Annotated in this window: 15 protein-coding genes; 4 read left to right on the plus strand and 11 right to left on the minus strand. The window is 45.8% G+C overall.

Annotated elements, in window-relative coordinates:
- Positions 1 to 193: 193 nt before the first annotated feature.
- The 5 genes from glpX to spo0F form a co-directional block, all read right to left on the minus strand.
- On the minus strand, positions 194 to 1,159 hold the full coding sequence (gene glpX / locus NYE53_RS18730; RefSeq protein WP_014481197.1) for a class II fructose-bisphosphatase: 966 nt from the start codon (positions 1,157 to 1,159) through the stop codon (positions 194 to 196).
- A gap of 30 nt (positions 1,160 to 1,189) precedes the next feature.
- On the minus strand, positions 1,190 to 2,479 hold the full coding sequence (locus NYE53_RS18735; protein WP_003227628.1) for a UDP-N-acetylglucosamine 1-carboxyvinyltransferase: 1,290 nt from the start codon (positions 2,477 to 2,479) through the stop codon (positions 1,190 to 1,192).
- A gap of 378 nt (positions 2,480 to 2,857) precedes the next feature.
- Complete coding sequence (fsa, locus tag NYE53_RS18740; protein ID WP_003227626.1) at positions 2,858 to 3,496, minus strand: fructose-6-phosphate aldolase; 639 nt, start codon at positions 3,494 to 3,496, stop codon at positions 2,858 to 2,860.
- A 119-nt stretch (positions 3,497 to 3,615) separates the two neighbouring features.
- Positions 3,616 to 4,473 (minus strand): class II fructose-bisphosphate aldolase, encoded by an 858-nt coding sequence (locus tag NYE53_RS18745; protein ID WP_003243339.1) that lies wholly within the window; start codon positions 4,471 to 4,473, stop codon positions 3,616 to 3,618.
- A 180-nt stretch (positions 4,474 to 4,653) separates the two neighbouring features.
- Complete coding sequence (gene spo0F / locus NYE53_RS18750) at positions 4,654 to 5,028, minus strand: sporulation initiation phosphotransferase Spo0F (protein WP_003227621.1); 375 nt, start codon at positions 5,026 to 5,028, stop codon at positions 4,654 to 4,656.
- A 165-nt stretch (positions 5,029 to 5,193) separates the two neighbouring features.
- Here spo0F and NYE53_RS18755 point away from each other — a divergent pair, with 165 nt between their 5' ends.
- On the plus strand, positions 5,194 to 5,715 hold the full coding sequence (locus NYE53_RS18755; protein ID WP_024572667.1) for a DUF2529 domain-containing protein: 522 nt from the start codon (positions 5,194 to 5,196) through the stop codon (positions 5,713 to 5,715).
- Between the two features lie 81 nt (positions 5,716 to 5,796).
- Here the strand turns inward: NYE53_RS18755 and pyrG are convergent, their stop codons facing one another.
- The 4 genes from pyrG to NYE53_RS18775 all read right to left on the minus strand — a co-directional run bounded on the left by pyrG (position 5,797) and on the right by NYE53_RS18775 (position 11,603).
- The gene (pyrG, locus tag NYE53_RS18760; protein WP_003227612.1) at positions 5,797 to 7,404 is read right to left on the minus strand and encodes a CTP synthase (glutamine hydrolyzing); all 1,608 of its coding nucleotides are present in this window, start codon (positions 7,402 to 7,404) and stop codon (positions 5,797 to 5,799) included.
- Positions 7,405 to 7,645: 241 nt separating this feature from the next.
- Complete coding sequence (gene rpoE, locus NYE53_RS18765) at positions 7,646 to 8,167, minus strand: DNA-directed RNA polymerase subunit delta (protein ID WP_003227609.1); 522 nt, start codon at positions 8,165 to 8,167, stop codon at positions 7,646 to 7,648.
- A 182-nt stretch (positions 8,168 to 8,349) separates the two neighbouring features.
- Positions 8,350 to 9,489, minus strand: coding sequence for an acyl-CoA dehydrogenase AcdA (gene acdA, locus NYE53_RS18770; protein ID WP_103804133.1), 1,140 nt, complete (start codon positions 9,487 to 9,489; stop codon positions 8,350 to 8,352).
- A complete protein-coding gene (locus NYE53_RS18775) occupies positions 9,486 to 11,603 on the minus strand; it encodes a heterodisulfide reductase-related iron-sulfur binding cluster (protein WP_339246160.1) in 2,118 nt (705 codons plus the stop codon). The genes acdA and NYE53_RS18775 overlap by 4 nt, the downstream gene beginning before the upstream one ends.
- Before the next feature lie 154 nt (positions 11,604 to 11,757).
- On the opposite strand from NYE53_RS18775, the gene cls reads away from it, so the two are divergent.
- From cls to NYE53_RS18790, 3 genes are all read left to right on the plus strand, one after another.
- On the plus strand, positions 11,758 to 12,954 hold the full coding sequence (gene cls, locus NYE53_RS18780; protein WP_072175622.1) for a cardiolipin synthase: 1,197 nt from the start codon (positions 11,758 to 11,760) through the stop codon (positions 12,952 to 12,954).
- A 12-nt stretch (positions 12,955 to 12,966) separates the two neighbouring features.
- Positions 12,967 to 13,929, plus strand: a complete 963-nt coding sequence (gene uvsE / locus NYE53_RS18785; protein WP_339246162.1) for a UV DNA damage repair endonuclease UvsE — start codon at positions 12,967 to 12,969, stop codon at positions 13,927 to 13,929.
- Between the two features lie 80 nt (positions 13,930 to 14,009).
- Positions 14,010 to 14,282, plus strand: coding sequence for a hypothetical protein (locus tag NYE53_RS18790; RefSeq protein ID WP_086344433.1), 273 nt, complete (start codon positions 14,010 to 14,012; stop codon positions 14,280 to 14,282).
- 41 nt (positions 14,283 to 14,323) lie between these two features.
- On the opposite strand, the gene NYE53_RS18795 is transcribed toward NYE53_RS18790, so the two are convergent.
- A complete protein-coding gene (locus tag NYE53_RS18795) occupies positions 14,324 to 14,848 on the minus strand; it encodes a dihydrofolate reductase family protein (RefSeq protein ID WP_003227595.1) in 525 nt (174 codons plus the stop codon).
- A gap of 12 nt (positions 14,849 to 14,860) precedes the next feature.
- Positions 14,861 to 16,585, minus strand: coding sequence for an ABC transporter ATP-binding protein (locus NYE53_RS18800; protein WP_339246164.1), 1,725 nt, complete (start codon positions 16,583 to 16,585; stop codon positions 14,861 to 14,863).
- Positions 16,586 to 16,664: the final 79 nt, after the last annotated feature.

The raw sequence follows: 16,664 nt of genomic DNA on the forward strand, positions 1-16,664 counted from the left end.
GTCTGTATGCGGTAGAAATTGAAACTTTCCTAGTGCTTAAAAGAAGGTATTACGCAGTAAAATTCGCAGCACTCTTTATTTTTACCTTATTTCAAAAAATTATTCAACTGAAATAAGGTTTTGACACGGAATTGATAGAGTTGACGCTTTTCTGCAAAAGTTAAAGCGGGCTCACACCCGCTTTTTCTGTTTGTTATGGACGGATTACAAGATTTGGTTTCTTTTTCAAGCTGTGTCTGCCGTCAACGAAACGAACAGTGCCTGATTTTGCACGGATAACTAAGCTTTCAGTTGTACCGACAGAGCCTTTGAATTGAACTCCTTTTAACAGCTCGCCGTCAGTAACCCCTGTAGCTGCAAAAATCGCGTCATCACCCTTCACAAGGTCTTCCATGCGAAGGACTTTGCTTAAATCAAGGCCCATTTTGTGACAGCGAGTGATTTCTTCTTCGCTTTGCGGAAGAAGTTTACCAATGATTTCTCCGCCGAGTGCTTTTAGCGCAACAGCGGAAAGCACACCCTCAGGAGCGCCGCCTGATCCGAACAGGATATCAACGCCCGTGTGGTCGAAAGCCGTGTTGATGGCGCCTGCGACATCGCCGTCATTGATCAATTTGATTCTGGCGCCGGCCTCACGAAGCTCGGAAATGATTTTTTCGTGTCTTTCACGGTTTAAAATTGTGGCAACGACGTCCTCAACGTCCTTGTTTTTCGCTTTTGCCACCGCTTTAAGGTTGTCAATGACAGGTGCTTCGATGTCAATGCAGCCCACCGCTTCCGGACCGACTGCGATTTTTTGCATATACATGTCAGGAGCATTCAGAAGCGTGCCATGGTCTGCGACCGCGATCACCGTCAGCGCGTTCCAGCCGCCGCTTGCTAAGATGTTTGTGCCTTCAAGAGGGTCAACTGCGACATCAACGCGAGGGCCGTACCCGTTTCCGAGTTTTTCCCCGATATACAGCATCGGCGCTTCGTCCATTTCCCCTTCACCGATTACAACGGTCCCTTTCATCGGCACTGTATCAAAAACGTCTCTCATTGCACTTGTTGCCGCTTCATCAGCCTCATCTTTTTTTCCCCGGCCCATCCATCTTGCTGATGCCAATGCCGCAGCCTCGGTTACACGTACCAATTCCATTGATAAACTTCTTTCCATTTCAACACGATCTCCTCTCACAAGAAACCATTATGAATTTTGAAGCTGTTCTATTTCTTCGTCAGTCATTCTTTCACGCCAAATTGTCGCTCCAAGCCCCTCAAGCTTCTTCTCAAGGCTGCTGTATCCGCGGTCAATATGCTCCAGTCCCGTAATTTCCGTGACGCCATCAGCCATCAGTCCGGCTACCACCAAGCAGGCTCCGGCACGCAGATCACTCGCCTTCACTTTTGCGCCTTGAAGCTCGACAGGACCTGTGATGATGGCAGATCTGCCTTCTACTTTCATATTGGCACCCATTCGTCTCAGCTCATCAATGTGCTTGAATCTTGCCGAGTAGATGGTGTCTGTGACGACACTCGTCCCTTTCGCCCTTGTCAGAAGCGCCGTCATCGGCTGCTGTAAATCAGTCGGAAACCCCGGGTATACGAGGGTTTTGACGTCAACCGGCTTTAAGTTCTTCTGCCCGCCGACAATGAGAAGCTGGTCGTCGCTTGTTTCGATATGATAGCCCATTTCTCTCAGCTTTGCCGTTAACGACTCTAGATGAGTGGGAATGACGTTATCGATAATGACTTCCTTGCCCATTGCAGCCCCTGCAATCATAAATGTCCCGGCTTCAATTCTGTCCGGAATGATCGTATGCTTGCAGCCGTGCAGCTCCTTCACGCCGTCGATTCGAATCACATTGGTGCCCGCACCTTTGATTTTGGCGCCCATGCTAGTAAGCAATGTCGCGACGTCAATGATCTCAGGCTCCTTGGCAGCGTTTTCGATGATCGTTTTCCCTTCTGCCAAAACAGCGGCAAGCATAATGTTAATCGTTGCCCCAACGCTTACGACATCTAAATAAATCCTTGCGCCTCTCAGCCTTTCAGCTCGCAAATAAATGGCGCCTTGTTCATTGGTTACTTCAGCTCCGAGTGCTTCAAAGCCTTTGATATGCTGATCAATCGGACGGGGCCCTAAGTGACAGCCGCCAGGCAATCCAATGACCGCCTGCTTGAAGCGGCCGAGCATCGCCCCCATTAAATAATATGACGCGCGAAGCTTTTTTACTTTCCCGTTAGGAAGCGGCATGCTGATCATCGACGTAGGGTCAACAACCATTTCCCCATTCTCAAAATGCACGTTGCCGCCAATTTCCTTTAACAGGTCACGCAGCGTTTCAATATCTGAAATCTCTGGAAGCCCTTCAATTGTCACCTCGGAATTTGCCAAAATGGTTGCAGGTATTAACGCAACAGCGCTGTTTTTAGCGCCGCTGATATGTACTGTACCGTTTAACGAGTCACCGCCGGCAATATTCAACTTTTCCATGATAGTCTCCTTCCATAAGAAGATAGCTGCGGAGCTAAATAAAATGTCATTTTATTCTGTCTCTGCAAATAAAGCTCATGTCCAAAATCTAGCCAATTCGAAGAGAAAGAATACAACACATTGTAAAATATCAGGAAGAAAATAGCGAAGCTTTGGGGGGTACAGGTTTCAAAAGATGCACAGAGACCCGCCGGCTCGAGAGACATCGTCGTCATCCGGCAAAAGCAGTACGCATACCCTTCATTCCGATATCAGCTTCTGCAGCCCAATGATTCCTTCTCTGTAAAGCGGCGTCAGCATCTGAAGATCCGCTGTATCAGGTCGGTGAAATACAAAGGCCGCGGCAAACAGGCATACAGCTGTTTGCCGCCCCTTTCATTATTTGTTCCAGTCTGCCAGGAATTGTTCGATTCCTTTGTCTGTTAATGGGTGCTTCGTGAGCGCATGAATGACTTTCAGCGGCATTGTGCCGATATGAGCCCCTCTAAGAGCAGCTTCTGTCACGTGCTGCGGATGGCGGATTGACGCTGCAATGATTTGCGTGTCAAGGCCGTGAATGTCAAAAATCTGTTTAACTTCTGAAATCAGGTCAAGCCCGTTGTGGCCGATGTCATCTAAACGTCCCAGGAATGGAGATACATATGTTGCCCCCGCTCTGGCAGCAAGAAGCGCCTGGTTGGCATTGAAGATCAATGTAACGTTTGTTTTGATGCCTAAGTCAGTAAGTGCTCTTACCGCTTTTAAACCGTCAGACGTCATTGGGATTTTCACCGTAATGTTCGGAGCGATCTTCGCCAGTTCTTTTCCTTCCTCGATCATTTCCTCAGCTTTCAAAGAAATAACCTCTGCGCTTACAGACCCTTTCACGACGTCTGTGATCTCGCGAAGACGGTCGTGGAATGATACGTTAGCTTCCTTTGCTACTAAACTAGGATTCGTCGTTACACCGGCGAGAATTCCTAATTCATTCGCTTCTCTAATTTCATCGATATTGGCTGTATCAACAAAGAATAACATTTTCAAAAAGCCTCCCTGATTAAGAAATTTTCTGAACTGCGAATATGATTGCGCTTTCTAAAGATAGACGGAAAACCGCCTGTCAAGCTGTCAGGCGGCTATAAAAAGTTCCAATTGAATTAAGCTTGGTTTGAAGAACCAAATTCACGCATTTTACCGATAACTGTTTCTTTGATCGCTTCACGAGCTGGTCCAAGGTATTTACGTGGATCGTACTCGTCAGGCTTAGCTGCCAATGTTTCGCGAACAGCTTTTGCAGAAGAAATTTGGTTTTCAGTATTCACGTTGATTTTAGCTGTACCAAGTGAAATTGATTTTTTGATGTCAGCAGTCGGAATTCCAGTACCGCCGTGAAGAACTAGCGGAAGACCAGTTGATTTTCCGATCTCTTCCATTTCTTTGAAGCCAAGGTTTGGCTCACCTTTGTAAGGGCCGTGAACAGAACCTAATGCAGGTGCAAGGCAGTCGATGCCAGTGCGCTCAACAAGCTCTTGGCACTCTTTAGGATCAGCGTAGATTACGCCTTCAGCGATAACGTCATCTTCTTGTCCGCCTACTGTTCCAAGCTCAGCTTCTACAGATACTCCGTGGAAATGAGCAAGCTCAACAACTTTAGCAGTTGTTGCTACGTTTTCTTCAAATGGATGGTGAGAAGCGTCGATCATTACAGATGTGAAACCTGCATGAATCGCTTTCGCACAAGATTCAAAGCTTGAACCATGGTCTAAGTGAATCGCAACAGGAACTGTCACTTTGTACTCTTCCATAAGTGCTTTTACCATAGCAACGACTGTTTTGAAGCCGCCCATGTAGCGTCCCGCACCTTCGGAAACACCAAGGATCACTGGAGATTTTTCTTCTTCAGCTGCTTGTAAAATCGCTTGAGTAAACTCAAGGTTGTTTAAGTTAAATTGTCCTACAGCGTACCCTTTTTCTTTAGCTGTATTCAACATTTCCGTCATAGAAACTAAAGGCATGTCGAATGTCCTCCTTATGTAGCCTGATTGTCTTCTAGCGAAAAAAGCTTTCCACCCTAGCATGACCCATATATTGCTGTCATATGTAAATACTCAGATCGCTTTTTCTCCATAACTAGGATACCAACTTTTCGACAAATCGGCAACATAATGACATGATTCATTTGTTTCTTCTTTTTGTCAGTTAGACTTCAGGGGCAGATATTTTTTGACGGCGTCTCTGATTTCGTCGATGTCAAACGGCTTGGCAAAGTGCGTCAGAGCGCCCAATTCCTTCGATTCCTGGATCATGTCGAGCTCTCCGTATGCCGTCATGATAATGACCCGGATGTTTTCGTCAATGACCTTCATCCGTTTTAAGATTTCGATTCCGTCCATGCCGGGAATTTTCATGTCCAAAAGCACAAGGTCGGGCCGTTCTTTTGTCACAATGTCAAGCGCCTGCAGGCCATTCGCAGCCTGAAACGTCTGGTAGCCTTCTTTATTGAACACTTCATTTAGCAAAATACGAATGCCGTATTGATCATCAACGATTAAAATTTTTTCATTCATCATTTTACACCCCAATATTATGATTTTCGTCAAAAGTAAGCAGTATTGTATGTATTCTGTTTGATTTTCCTATTTCCTTTAATTATAATAGTCTACTTTACGACATTTTCTGAGCATTTTCTCTTTTGTTGTATACTGATATTGTACGTTATAAAGGAGGATTCACTTATGTTGAAAATATTCACGACGCAGTTAACAGGTATTTTTTCCCGCATTCAGGATAAGGAATCTGACGCGATTGAAGATGGGGCGCGGCTGCTTGCTCAAGCGGTGATCAGCGGGCATTCCATTTATTTATACGGAGCAAATGAGCTTCAGGGCGTCTTTTATGAGGCCACCGAAAGCAAAGAACCCTTCCCATCTGTCAAAGCCTTTCCAGAAAGCGCTGAGGAAGTGACAGAAAGCGACAGGGTGCTGATGTTTTGCTCAGGGACGGGCACAGCCGAAGAACAGGCGCTCGCAAAAGAGCTTTATGAAAAAGGTGCGGGAGTCGTATGCGTATCGCCCGCAGCCAAAGACAGTGCGGGAATAGAACAGTATTGTGATGTGCATATTGATTCTAAATTAAAAATGCCGCTTGTTCCCGATGAAGACGGCACCCGTTACGGGTTTCCCTCTTTAATGACAGCACTGTATGTCTATCACGCTTTATCGTTTACACTAAAAGAAATTCTGCAAGAGTATGCATAATATCTTATTGTACATGCTGGAACTTGCCGGAAACAAATAAAAAAGACTTGCCCGCTTTTGACAAACGGCAAGTCTTTTTTATTACTTCTGATTTGCAGCTTCGACAGACGCTCCGATAAAGCCTTTGAATAGAGGCTGAGGTCTTGTCGGTCTTGACTTGAACTCTGGGTGGAACTGAGAAGCCACGAACCAAGGGTGGTCTTTCAGCTCGATGATTTCAACAAGGCGTCCGTCAGGGCTTGTGCCTGAGAATACGAAGCCTTGCTCTTCCATTTGCTGTCTGAATTCATTGTTAAACTCATAGCGGTGGCGGTGGCGCTCGTACACCACTTCATCCTGATACACTTCAAAGGCTTTCGTGCCTTCTTCAAGCTTACAAGGGTAAAGGCCGAGACGAAGCGTTCCTCCGAGATCCTCAACATCCTTCTGTTCAGGAAGAAGATCAATGATCGGGTATTGAGTTGACGGATCAATTTCCGCTGAGTGAGCGCCTTTTAAGCCCAATACGTTTCGTGCGTATTCAATAGACGCCACCTGCATGCCCAAGCAAATGCCCAAGAACGGAATGTTGTTTTCACGCGCGTATTTTGTCGCGACGATTTTGCCTTCAACACCGCGGTCTCCGAATCCGCCCGGCACAATGATGCCGTCTGTTCCGCTTGTGAGTTCTGCGATATTGTTTTCTGTCACTTCTTCCGCGTTGATCCACTTCACTTTTACATCTGTGTCAAACGCATAGCCCGCATGGCGGAGAGACTCGACAACAGAAATGTATGCGTCAGGAAGCTCAACGTATTTGCCGACAAGGCCGATTGTAATCGTTTGAGACAGGTTGCTGACTTTGTTAACAAGCTCTTTCCATTCGGACATTTCCGCTTCTTTGCATGCCAATTTCATGTGCTCGCAAACAAGCTTATCAAGACCTTGTTTTTGAAGCTCCAGCGGAATGGAGTAAAGGTTGTCCGCATCTTCACATTCAATAACCGCTTTTGTATCGATGTCGCAGAAAAGCGCGATTTTATCTTTCATATCTTGAGAAATCGGCATTTCTGTACGGACGACGATGATGTTTGGCTGAATGCCCAAGCTGCGCAATTCTTTTACGCTGTGCTGTGTCGGTTTTGTTTTTAATTCGCCAGCAGCTTTAATGTAAGGTACGAGCGTACAGTGGATGTACATTACGTTTTCACGGCCGATGTCGCTCTTCATTTGGCGGATCGCTTCAAGGAATGGCAGTGATTCGATGTCTCCGACAGTACCGCCGATTTCTGTAATGACAACATCTGCGTTTGTCTCTTTCCCTGCGCGGTAAACACGGTCTTTCAATTCGTTTGTGATGTGCGGAATGACCTGTACGGTTCCGCCAAGGTAATCTCCGCGGCGTTCTTTTTTAAGAACTGTTGAATAGATTTTACCTGTTGTCACGTTGCTGAATTTATTCAGGTTAATGTCGATAAAACGCTCATAGTGACCAAGGTCCAAGTCTGTTTCAGCGCCGTCATCCGTTACGAATACTTCACCGTGCTGGTACGGGCTCATTGTTCCCGGGTCAACGTTGATGTATGGATCGAATTTCTGAATCGTCACGTTCAGTCCGCGGTTTTTCAGCAAACGCCCTAATGAAGCTGCTACAATACCCTTTCCAAGTGAGGATACAACTCCCCCGGTTACAAAAATATATTTCGTCATTTCGTTTGCTCCTCTCTTCGCTCTTAGCTACATTTTTAAAATGTACTATTTTATAAAAAATCATTTAGCCTTTTAAATGATTTATAAGAAAAATGAGGGGTGAAAATAAGAAAGCTCCCTTTCAATTTCTTGAAAGGGAGCATAACGTACTATGTTCTCTCTTCGTTTTTGAAGAGCCCAAAATACATACTACATAGTTCGACTATGAAAGTCAAGATCGTTTTGAAGATGAAATCTGATACTATTTAATTTCCTCTTCTTCATCATCATAGTCTTCATCATCTTCATCAATAATATCTTCTTCGATCTCAAGATCATCGTCGTCTTCATCAAGATCTTCATCGTCAAAATCGTCGGCTTCAAGATCGAGTTCTTCCTCAACTTCATCCAAATCAAGGTCGTCTTCGTCGATCTCTTCAAACTCGTCAAGATCAAGATCTTCTTCGACTGCTTTCTTCGCTTTTTTCTTTTTCGCCTTGACTGTCGGCTGAGTTTCTTCATCAAGCTGATCATACGGATACCAGCTGCGAAGCCCCCACGTCTGGTCAGAAAGCGCCAGGAAGCGGCCGTCAATGTTTAAATCTGTATAAAATTGAGCGATGCGGTCTCCAAGCTCTTCTTTTTTCACGCCGAGCAAAGATGCGATTTCATTTAAAAGCTCCTGAAAAGGAACTGGTTTTTTATGTTCTTCAAATAATTCGTGAGCGATTTCAACTAAAGCCATTTCCTTTAGCTCTTCCTGTGAATATTGTTTGATACCCAAGGTCGGACACTCCCTTTCTATTACTTATATGTATCTGTTTTATCAATAATGAAAGCGATTTTGTATCGTTCTTATACAAACCATACCTCTCATTATAAACAAAATAAAACAGAATATGCTACCCTTAACAGCGTTAATTTAAATAATTTTACAAGAGTGATCCGACTGAGAGATGTTTTCCGTTAATCCGCGAGCATTCTGGAGATGACCAGTCTTTGAATTTCTTGAGTGCCTTCATAGATTTGCGTGATTTTTGCATCACGCATATAGCGTTCTACCGGATAATCTTTTGTATAGCCGTAGCCGCCGAAAATCTGCACAGCTTCGGTCGTCACCTTCATCGCCGTATCCCCAGCCATCAGTTTGGACATGGCGGAAGCTTTTCCATATGGGAGGCCCGATGATTCTAACCACGCAGCCTGGTAGGTCAATAGCCTTGAAGCTTCTATCATTGTCGCCATATCCGCGAGTTTAAAAGCGATGCCCTGCTGCTCGGCGATCGATTTTCCGAATTGCTTTCGCTCTTTTGCATATTGAAGCGCCGCATCAAGCGCTCCTTGGGCGATGCCTACAGCTTGTGCAGCTATGCCGTTTCTGCCTCCGTCAAGCGTCTTCATCGCGATTTTGAAGCCTTCTCCTTCTTCTCCGAGACGCTTTGATGCGGGCACTACACAATCTTCGAACATGATTTCCGTTGTCGGTGAAGAACGGATGCCCAGCTTCTTTTCTTTCTTGCCTGTAAAAAATCCTTCAAAATCCTTTTCTACTATAAAAGCGGTAATGCCTTTTTTCTTTTTCTCGGGATCGGTGACGGCAAAAACAATGTAAATATCAGCAACGCCGCCGTTTGTGATAAACACTTTGGAACCATTTAACACATAGTCATCGCCGATTCGTTCAGCAGTTGTTTTCATGCTGCCGGCGTCAGAGCCAGACCCTGCTTCGGTCAAAGCGAATGCGCCGATTTTCTCTCCGAGGGCCAGCTGTGTTAAGTACTCTGTCTTCTGCTCCTCCGTCCCAAAGGCAAACAGCGGCCAGCTGCAAAGAGAGATATGGGCGGAAAGCGTCACACCGGTGGAGGCGCACACTTTTGACAGCTCCTCCACCGCGATGATGTAGGCCAAATAGTCACTTCCGATTCCGCCGTAATCTTCAGGCCACGGAATTCCCGTCAGCCCCAGATTTGCCATTTCCCGAAACAGCTCGCGATCGAAGCGTTCTTGTTCGTCCCGTTCTGCTGCTGTCGGGGCCACCTCATGCTTCGCAAAATCGCGCACCAATTTTCTTATCATCTCATGTTCTTCTGATAATGAAAAATTCATTGCTTCTCCCCCATTTTCAGATCAGCGCCTAAAACGGATTGAGCCAGAAGCTCGACGACGTCGTACGTTTTGACTTGGTCTTCGGCTTCCTTCGCCTTTGTGCCGTCCCCAAGCATTGTGAGACAATACGGACAGCCAGAACTGATCACCGATGGGTTGACTGCGAGCGCTTGCTCTGTCCTGGCGACGTTAATCCTGTTGCCTGTTTCTTCCTCCATCCACATTAATCCCCCGCCAGCTCCGCAGCACATGCCGGTTTCCCGGTTTCTCTCCATTTCAACAAGCTGCACGCCCGGAATAGCTTTCAAAATCTCTCTCGGCGGATCATAGACTTCATTGTACCGGCCCAAATAGCACGAATCATGGAAGGTAATCGTCTCTTGAAGCGGGTGCTGCGGCTTTAATTTTCCGTTTTTCACAAGCTCGGCCAGCACTTCTGTATGATGATAAACCTCGCCTTCAAATCCGAAATCCGGATATTCGTTTTTAAATAAATTGTATGCATGGGGATCGATCGTAACGATTTTTTTGACATCATTTTTTTCAAATTCAGAAATATTCTTCTCAGCCAGCTCTTGGAACAAAAATTCATTTCCGAGGCGGCGCGGCGTGTCTCCTGAATTTTTTTCTTTATTGCCGAGGATCGCGAAGGACACGCCCGCGTGATTGAGCAGCTTGGCAAAGGAAATTGCGATTTTCTGGCTTCTGTTGTCGTAAGACCCCATGGAGCCTACCCAGAAAAGGTACTCAAATTCTTTTCCTTCTTTTTTCATTTCTTTTACAGTCGGAATCTCAGCATCCGGCGCCTCGTCACGCCAATTTTCACGTTCCTTGCGGTTGAGTCCCCACGGATTCCCCTGCCGCTCAATACTTGTCATTGCGCGCTGGGCGTCACTGTCCATTTTTCCTTCTGTCAGTACGAGGTAGCGGCGGAGGTCGATGATTTTATCCACGTGCTCATTCATGACCGGGCATTGATCCTCACAGTTTCGGCAAGTGGTGCATGCCCAAATTTCTTCCTCTGTGATGACGTCGCCGATCAAGCTTGGATTGTAATCAAGCGCCGCTGCGGCTTCCTGCGATCCGCTGCCCGCTGACGCCGCAGCCAGCTGATTGCCTCTCGTATGCCGAAACGCTGCTGCGGGCACCCATGGGGAGCGCGAGGTGACGGCAGCGCCTTTTTCCGTGAGATGGTCTCTGAGACGCAAAATCAAGTCCATCGGAGAAAGCATTTTTCCGGTGCCTGTTGCAGGACACATATTGGTACAGCGGCCGCACTCGACACACGCGTATAGATCAAGCAGCTGAGACTGTCTGAAATCCTCAATTTTTCCCGCTCCGTAGCTTTCTTTCGTTTCGTCGGTAAAATCAATTTTTTCAAGTTTTCCGGCAGATTCCATTCGATTGAAAAAGACATTTGCCGGGCCGGCGATTAAATGGGCATGCTTTGACTGAGGCACGTACACTAAAAAGCTAAGCAGGAACAGGAGATGGATCCACCATGCGATATAGAAAATCACCGCCGCGCCTGTTTTCCCGACACCGCTAAGCATAAACGCAATACCTGAGGCAATTGGCTCGCTCCAAGAAAGCCCATGCTCATGCCAAATCAGATTCATCCCGTTCCCAAGCAGAACGGTCAGCATTAATCCTCCGATAAAAATGAGAACGAGTCCGGCTTTGAAACCGCGTTTCAGCCTCACGAGCTTTTCGATATAACGTCTGTAGAATGCCCACCCAACAGCAATTAAAATGAGAAACGTAACAATTTCCTGCAAAAAGGTGAAGGCGGGATAGACAGGGCCAAGCGGCAGATTCCGATCGGGAGCCAGTCCTTTGATGATAAAGTCAATAGCTCCAAACTGAACCAATATAAATCCGTAGAAAAACATGACGTGAATGATTCCGCTTTTCTTGTCCTTGAGCAGTTTTTTCTGTCCGAATACATTCACCCATATGGCGTGAAGCCGTTCCTTGAACCGTTGATCAAATTGTTCTTTCTGGCCGAGCTTGATATAGGCCAGTCTCGTTTTGACCAAGTACACAAACAAATAGACAGCGTAAGCGGTTACAATCAGAAATAATAATGCATTTGCGATGAGAAAGCCGCTCATTCCAATTCCCCCTTTTTACTGATAAAGACCGCGATCCCCTACCCCCGAATCTGTATAAGATTATCTTTATGATAAATAATGAATGAGTGTTCAGTCAATAATTAAATTCCTGCTGTTCGGGCACACTACCTTTACTACGGAAAGGAGTGCCGGTATGAAGGTATTTATCGTGATTATGATCATTGTCGTTATTTTCTTTGCCTTGATTCTGCTTGATATCTTCATGGGCCGTGCCGGATACAGAAAAAAGGCGTACGAGCCTGTTTTTTCAAAAAAGAAGAGTGACATCGAATTGATCCACTGCGGCGCTGATCTCGTTGAGCGGATGATGAATGATATTCGCCAGGCCGCCTCTTCTGTTCACATGATGTTTTTTATTATGAAAAATGATGAGGTCAGCCACAATATGTATACCTTGCTGAAAACAAAAGCCCAAGCTGGCGTCTCCGTTTATTTGCTTCTGGATTGGGCTGGCTGCCGGGCAATTAAAAAAACGGCGCTGCAGACGATGAAAAATGCCGGCGTCCATGTCCATGTGATGAATCGTCCCCGTTTTCCTTTTTTCTTTTTTCATATGCAAAAACGGAATCACCGGAAGATTACAGTGATAGACGGAAAAATTGGTTATATCGGCGGGTTTAACATCGCCGAAGAATATCTTGGAAAGAAGGCGAAGTTCGGCAATTGGGAGGATTATCATCTGCGCATGATGGGAGAAGGCGTACATGATCTTCAAACGCTTTTTGCTTCTGATCTAAAACGAAATACCGGAATCCAACTGGGTTCGGATGTTTGGCCAAAGCTTCAGCAAGGGACTATTTCTCACAAGATATATGCGACCGACGGTTATTCCCTTGAAAACAAATACTTGGCCAATATTGCCCAAGCGAAGAATCGCCTTACGGTTTGCACGCCTTATTACATTCCATCAAAGCCGCTTCAAGAGGCCCTCATTAACGCAAGAAAAAACGGCGTATCCGTGAGAATCATTGTACCGATGAAATCAGACCATCCGCTGGTACGAGAAGCGGCTTTTACGTATTATTCGGAGCTCTTGGATGCCGGCTGTCTTATTTATCGTTATTATCAAGGGTTTTATCATGTAAAAGCCCTCATCATAGACGACCATCTCAGCATTATCGGAACAGCCAACTTCGATAAACGAAGCATGTTTTTAAATGAAGAGGTGAATGTCGAAATTGATGACGAAGCGTTTACAAGTGAAGTCTATGCCACGATTGAGGAGGATATGAAAAAGTCGGAGCGGCTGACGATGGAGGATTTCAGCAAGCGCACATTCAGGCAGCGCCCGGCGGAATGGCTCGGCAGGGCATTATCTTATTTCTTATAAAGGAGAGTTCCTATGATTTTCAGATTCGGGTTCGTTTCAAATGCGATGAGCCTTTGGGATGCGTCTCCCGCTAAAACATTGACATTCGCGCGTTATTCAAAGCTTTCAAAGACTGAAAGAAAAGAAGCGCTTCTGACTGTGACAAAAGCCAATTTGCGCAATACGATGAGAACCCTTCACTATATCATCGGCCACGGCATTCCTTTGTATCGTTTTTCCAGTTCGATTGTGCCGCTGGCTACGCATCCCGACGTGATGTGGGATTTTGTAACACCGTTTCAAAAAGAGTTTCGGGAGATTGGAGAGCTTGTTAAAACCCATCAACTGCGAACAAGCTTTCATCCTAATCAATTCACTCTGTTTACGAGCCCGAAGGAATCCCTCACCAAAAATGCGGTAACCGATATGGCGTATCACTACCGCATGCTTGAGGCCATGGGCATTGCTGATCGCTCCGTTATCAACATTCATATTGGCGGCGCTTACGGAAATAAAGACACCACCATTGCACAATTTCATCAAAATATAAAACAGCTGCCGCAGGAGATCAAAGAGCGGATGACACTTGAAAATGATGATAAAACATATACAACGGAAGAAACGCTTCAGGTCTGTGAGCAGGAGGATGTTCCGTTTGTCTTTGACTTTCATCATTTTTACGCCAATCCAGACGATCACGCCGACCTGAATGAAGCACTGCCCCGCATGATCAAAACGTGGGAGCGGATCGGCCTTCAGCCAAAGGTTCACTTGTCTTCCCCAAAATCGGAGCAAGCGATACGCAGCCATGCCGATTATGTTGACGCCAACTTTTTGCTGCCGCTGTTGGAACGCTTTAGGCAATGGGGAACGAATATTGATTTCATGATTGAAGCAAAGCAGAAAGACAAGGCGCTTCTCCGCTTGATGGATGAATTAAGCTCCATCCGCGGTGTCAAACGCATCGGAGGCGGTGCGCTGCAATGGAAATCATAAATGTGCAAAAATAGGTTTACGACTTGTCAACTTTGGGAACTTAGGCTATATAAGACAACAATCGATGGAGGAGAAAGATCATGAAAAATATCAAGTCTCTGAAAGTAGCCGCACAGGCCTTTACTTTAAGAAATTTGATTCATCTTTATAAAATGTGCCATTCCGGAAGCCACGAGGTTTATATTTATTCAAAGAAAACGATGTGCAAAATCAAAAGCTTAATTGAGCTTGAAACGTTCCGCATGGCTCATAATGAAAAGGAATATTTGATCGTAGTTGAAGGAACAAAAGCATCACAGCTCATTGAAAAATTCCAAAATTTCATCGAGCCTGCTGAGAGAGAAGCGCTCTAACTTACATACAAAAAAGGATAGACATCTGTCTATCCTTTTTCTTATGCTCTTACATAATGGAGCTGAACCGCTTGTCCAAATTGTTTTGTCCCTTTTAACCGCAGTTTTGTTTCATTTGTTAGTTCGTGAAACAGCGGGATGCCGCTTCCTAAAACGACGGGAATAACAGTGATGATGAATTCGTCGATGGCATCTTCTTTCATAAAGTCATTCACAAGCTCTGCCCCGCCAGCTATCCAGATGTTTGAGCCTTTTTCCTGTTTCAAACGGGCAGTGAAGGCCCTGGCTCCCTCATTGATAAACGTCACATGTTCATCTTGATAACTGTCGGGCGATCCTGTAAAAACATAGCAGGTTTTATCCTGATACGGGAAAACCGGTGTTAGCACTTTAACGTGCTCATATGTGCTCCGCCCTAGAATGACTGTATCAACAGTCTGATAAAAATCACTGTAGCCGTTGTCACCTTCACCTTCAAATTCATCCAGCCAATCGATGCTTCCATCTTCTTTTGCGATCATCCCGTCCAATGAAACAGCAATGTACAGCACAGTTTTTCTTTCCATGTTCTCCTCCTATCAATGCACCATTTGCCCGAATTGCGCTTGATGCAGCCTGCTGTATAGGCCTCCGGCTTCGATCAGGTCTTGATGACGGCCTTGTTCTTCAATACCGTTGTTTGTGACGACTACAATTCTGTCCGCGTCTTTGATCGTCGCCAGCCTGTGGGCGATGACAAGCGTCGTACGCCCCTCAGACAACTCTTGAAGCGCCTTTTGGATCGCCGCTTCCGTTTCTGTATCAAGGGCTGAGGTGGCTTCGTCGAGAATCAAGATCGACGGATTTTTCAAGAACATCCTTGCAATTGACAGACGCTGTTTTTGCCCGCCGGAAAGCTTCACGCCGCGTTCGCCAATCATAGTATCCAACCCATCGGGCATGTTATGGACGAGCTCTTCCAGATGCGCCTGCTTCACAGCTTGCCAAATGTCTTCTTCTGATGCGCCTAATCGGCCGTAGGCGATATTTTCTCTAAGCGTGCCCGAGAATAAGAAAACGTCCTGCTGCACGACGCCAATCTGCCCGCGCAACGAAGAAAGCGTCATGTCTTTTATACTGATGCCGTCAATCGTAATGTCGCCCTCCGATGCTTCATAAAAACGCGGAAGCAGACTGCAAAGCGTTGATTTCCCCGCACCTGACGGACCGACGAACGCCACCGTTTCCCCGGCTTGAATGGATAGGTTGATGTCATTGAGGACATTGTGATGGCCATCATAGCCAAACGAAACATGTTTATAGCGGATATTGCCCTTCAGGCCGGAAACATCTCTCGCATCAGGTGAATCCTGAATGTCCGGCTCTGTCTCCATGAGCTCCATATAGCTTTTGAAACCCGCGATCCCCCTCGGATACATTTCGATAATGGCATTAATTTTGTCAATAGGCCTGAACAGCACATTTGTCAGGAGCACAAACGCCACGAATTCCCCGTACGATAAGGAGCCGCGAATGACAAACCACGTCCCGCACAAAAGGACAAACAGCGTGACAAACCGGGTCAGCATATAGCTGATTGAACCGTTTTTCGCCATGATTTTGTAGGAAGAAAGCTTTGTGGCACGAAAACGCTGGTTATTGACGGCGAAACGTTCTTTTTCAAACGCTTCATTTCCGAACGCCTGCACAAGCCGGATGCCGCCGATGTTATTTTCTACACGCGCGCTGAAGTCTCCGATATCCTTGTTCAGCGTGGTGAATGCTTTGGTCATTTTTTTGTTGAAATAAAGCGCTAGCCAAATGACGATCGGCATAATGATAAACGTTAATAAAGCAAGCTGCCAGTTAATAAACAGCATCACTCCGAACGCCCCTAGAATGGTCATGACCGCAATGAATAAGTCTTCCGGACCGTGATGGGCGACTTCACCGATATACATTAAATCGTTCGTGAGCTTCGACATCAGCGTTCCCGTCTTGTTGTTGTCGTAAAATTTGAACGAGAGCTTTTGCAAATGGTCAAAAAGCGACTTTCTCATATCAGTCTCAATATTGATACCAAGCATGTGTCCCCAGTAGGTCACGATATACTGAAGAGCCGAGCTGAGCGCGTACACCGCAAATAACCCGATTGAGGTCGCGATGATCAGCCCCCAGTCCCTGCCCGGCAGCAAGGTATCAATAAAATAATTGACGATCAAAGGAAAACTCAGCTCCATTAAACCTCCCGCGATCGCTGAGAAAAAGTCGAGAAAGAACAACGTTTTATATGGTTTATAATATGAAAAAAATTGCCGCAGCACCCTATCTTCCCCCAATGTATAAATAACTGATAATATTTCTCAATTATACTATACACGGGCTGTTTTGAAAGATCAGATT

The sequence above is a fragment of the Bacillus sp. FSL R5-0523 genome, assembly GCF_037975295.1.
GTDB lineage: Bacteria > Bacillota > Bacilli > Bacillales > Bacillaceae > Bacillus > Bacillus subtilis.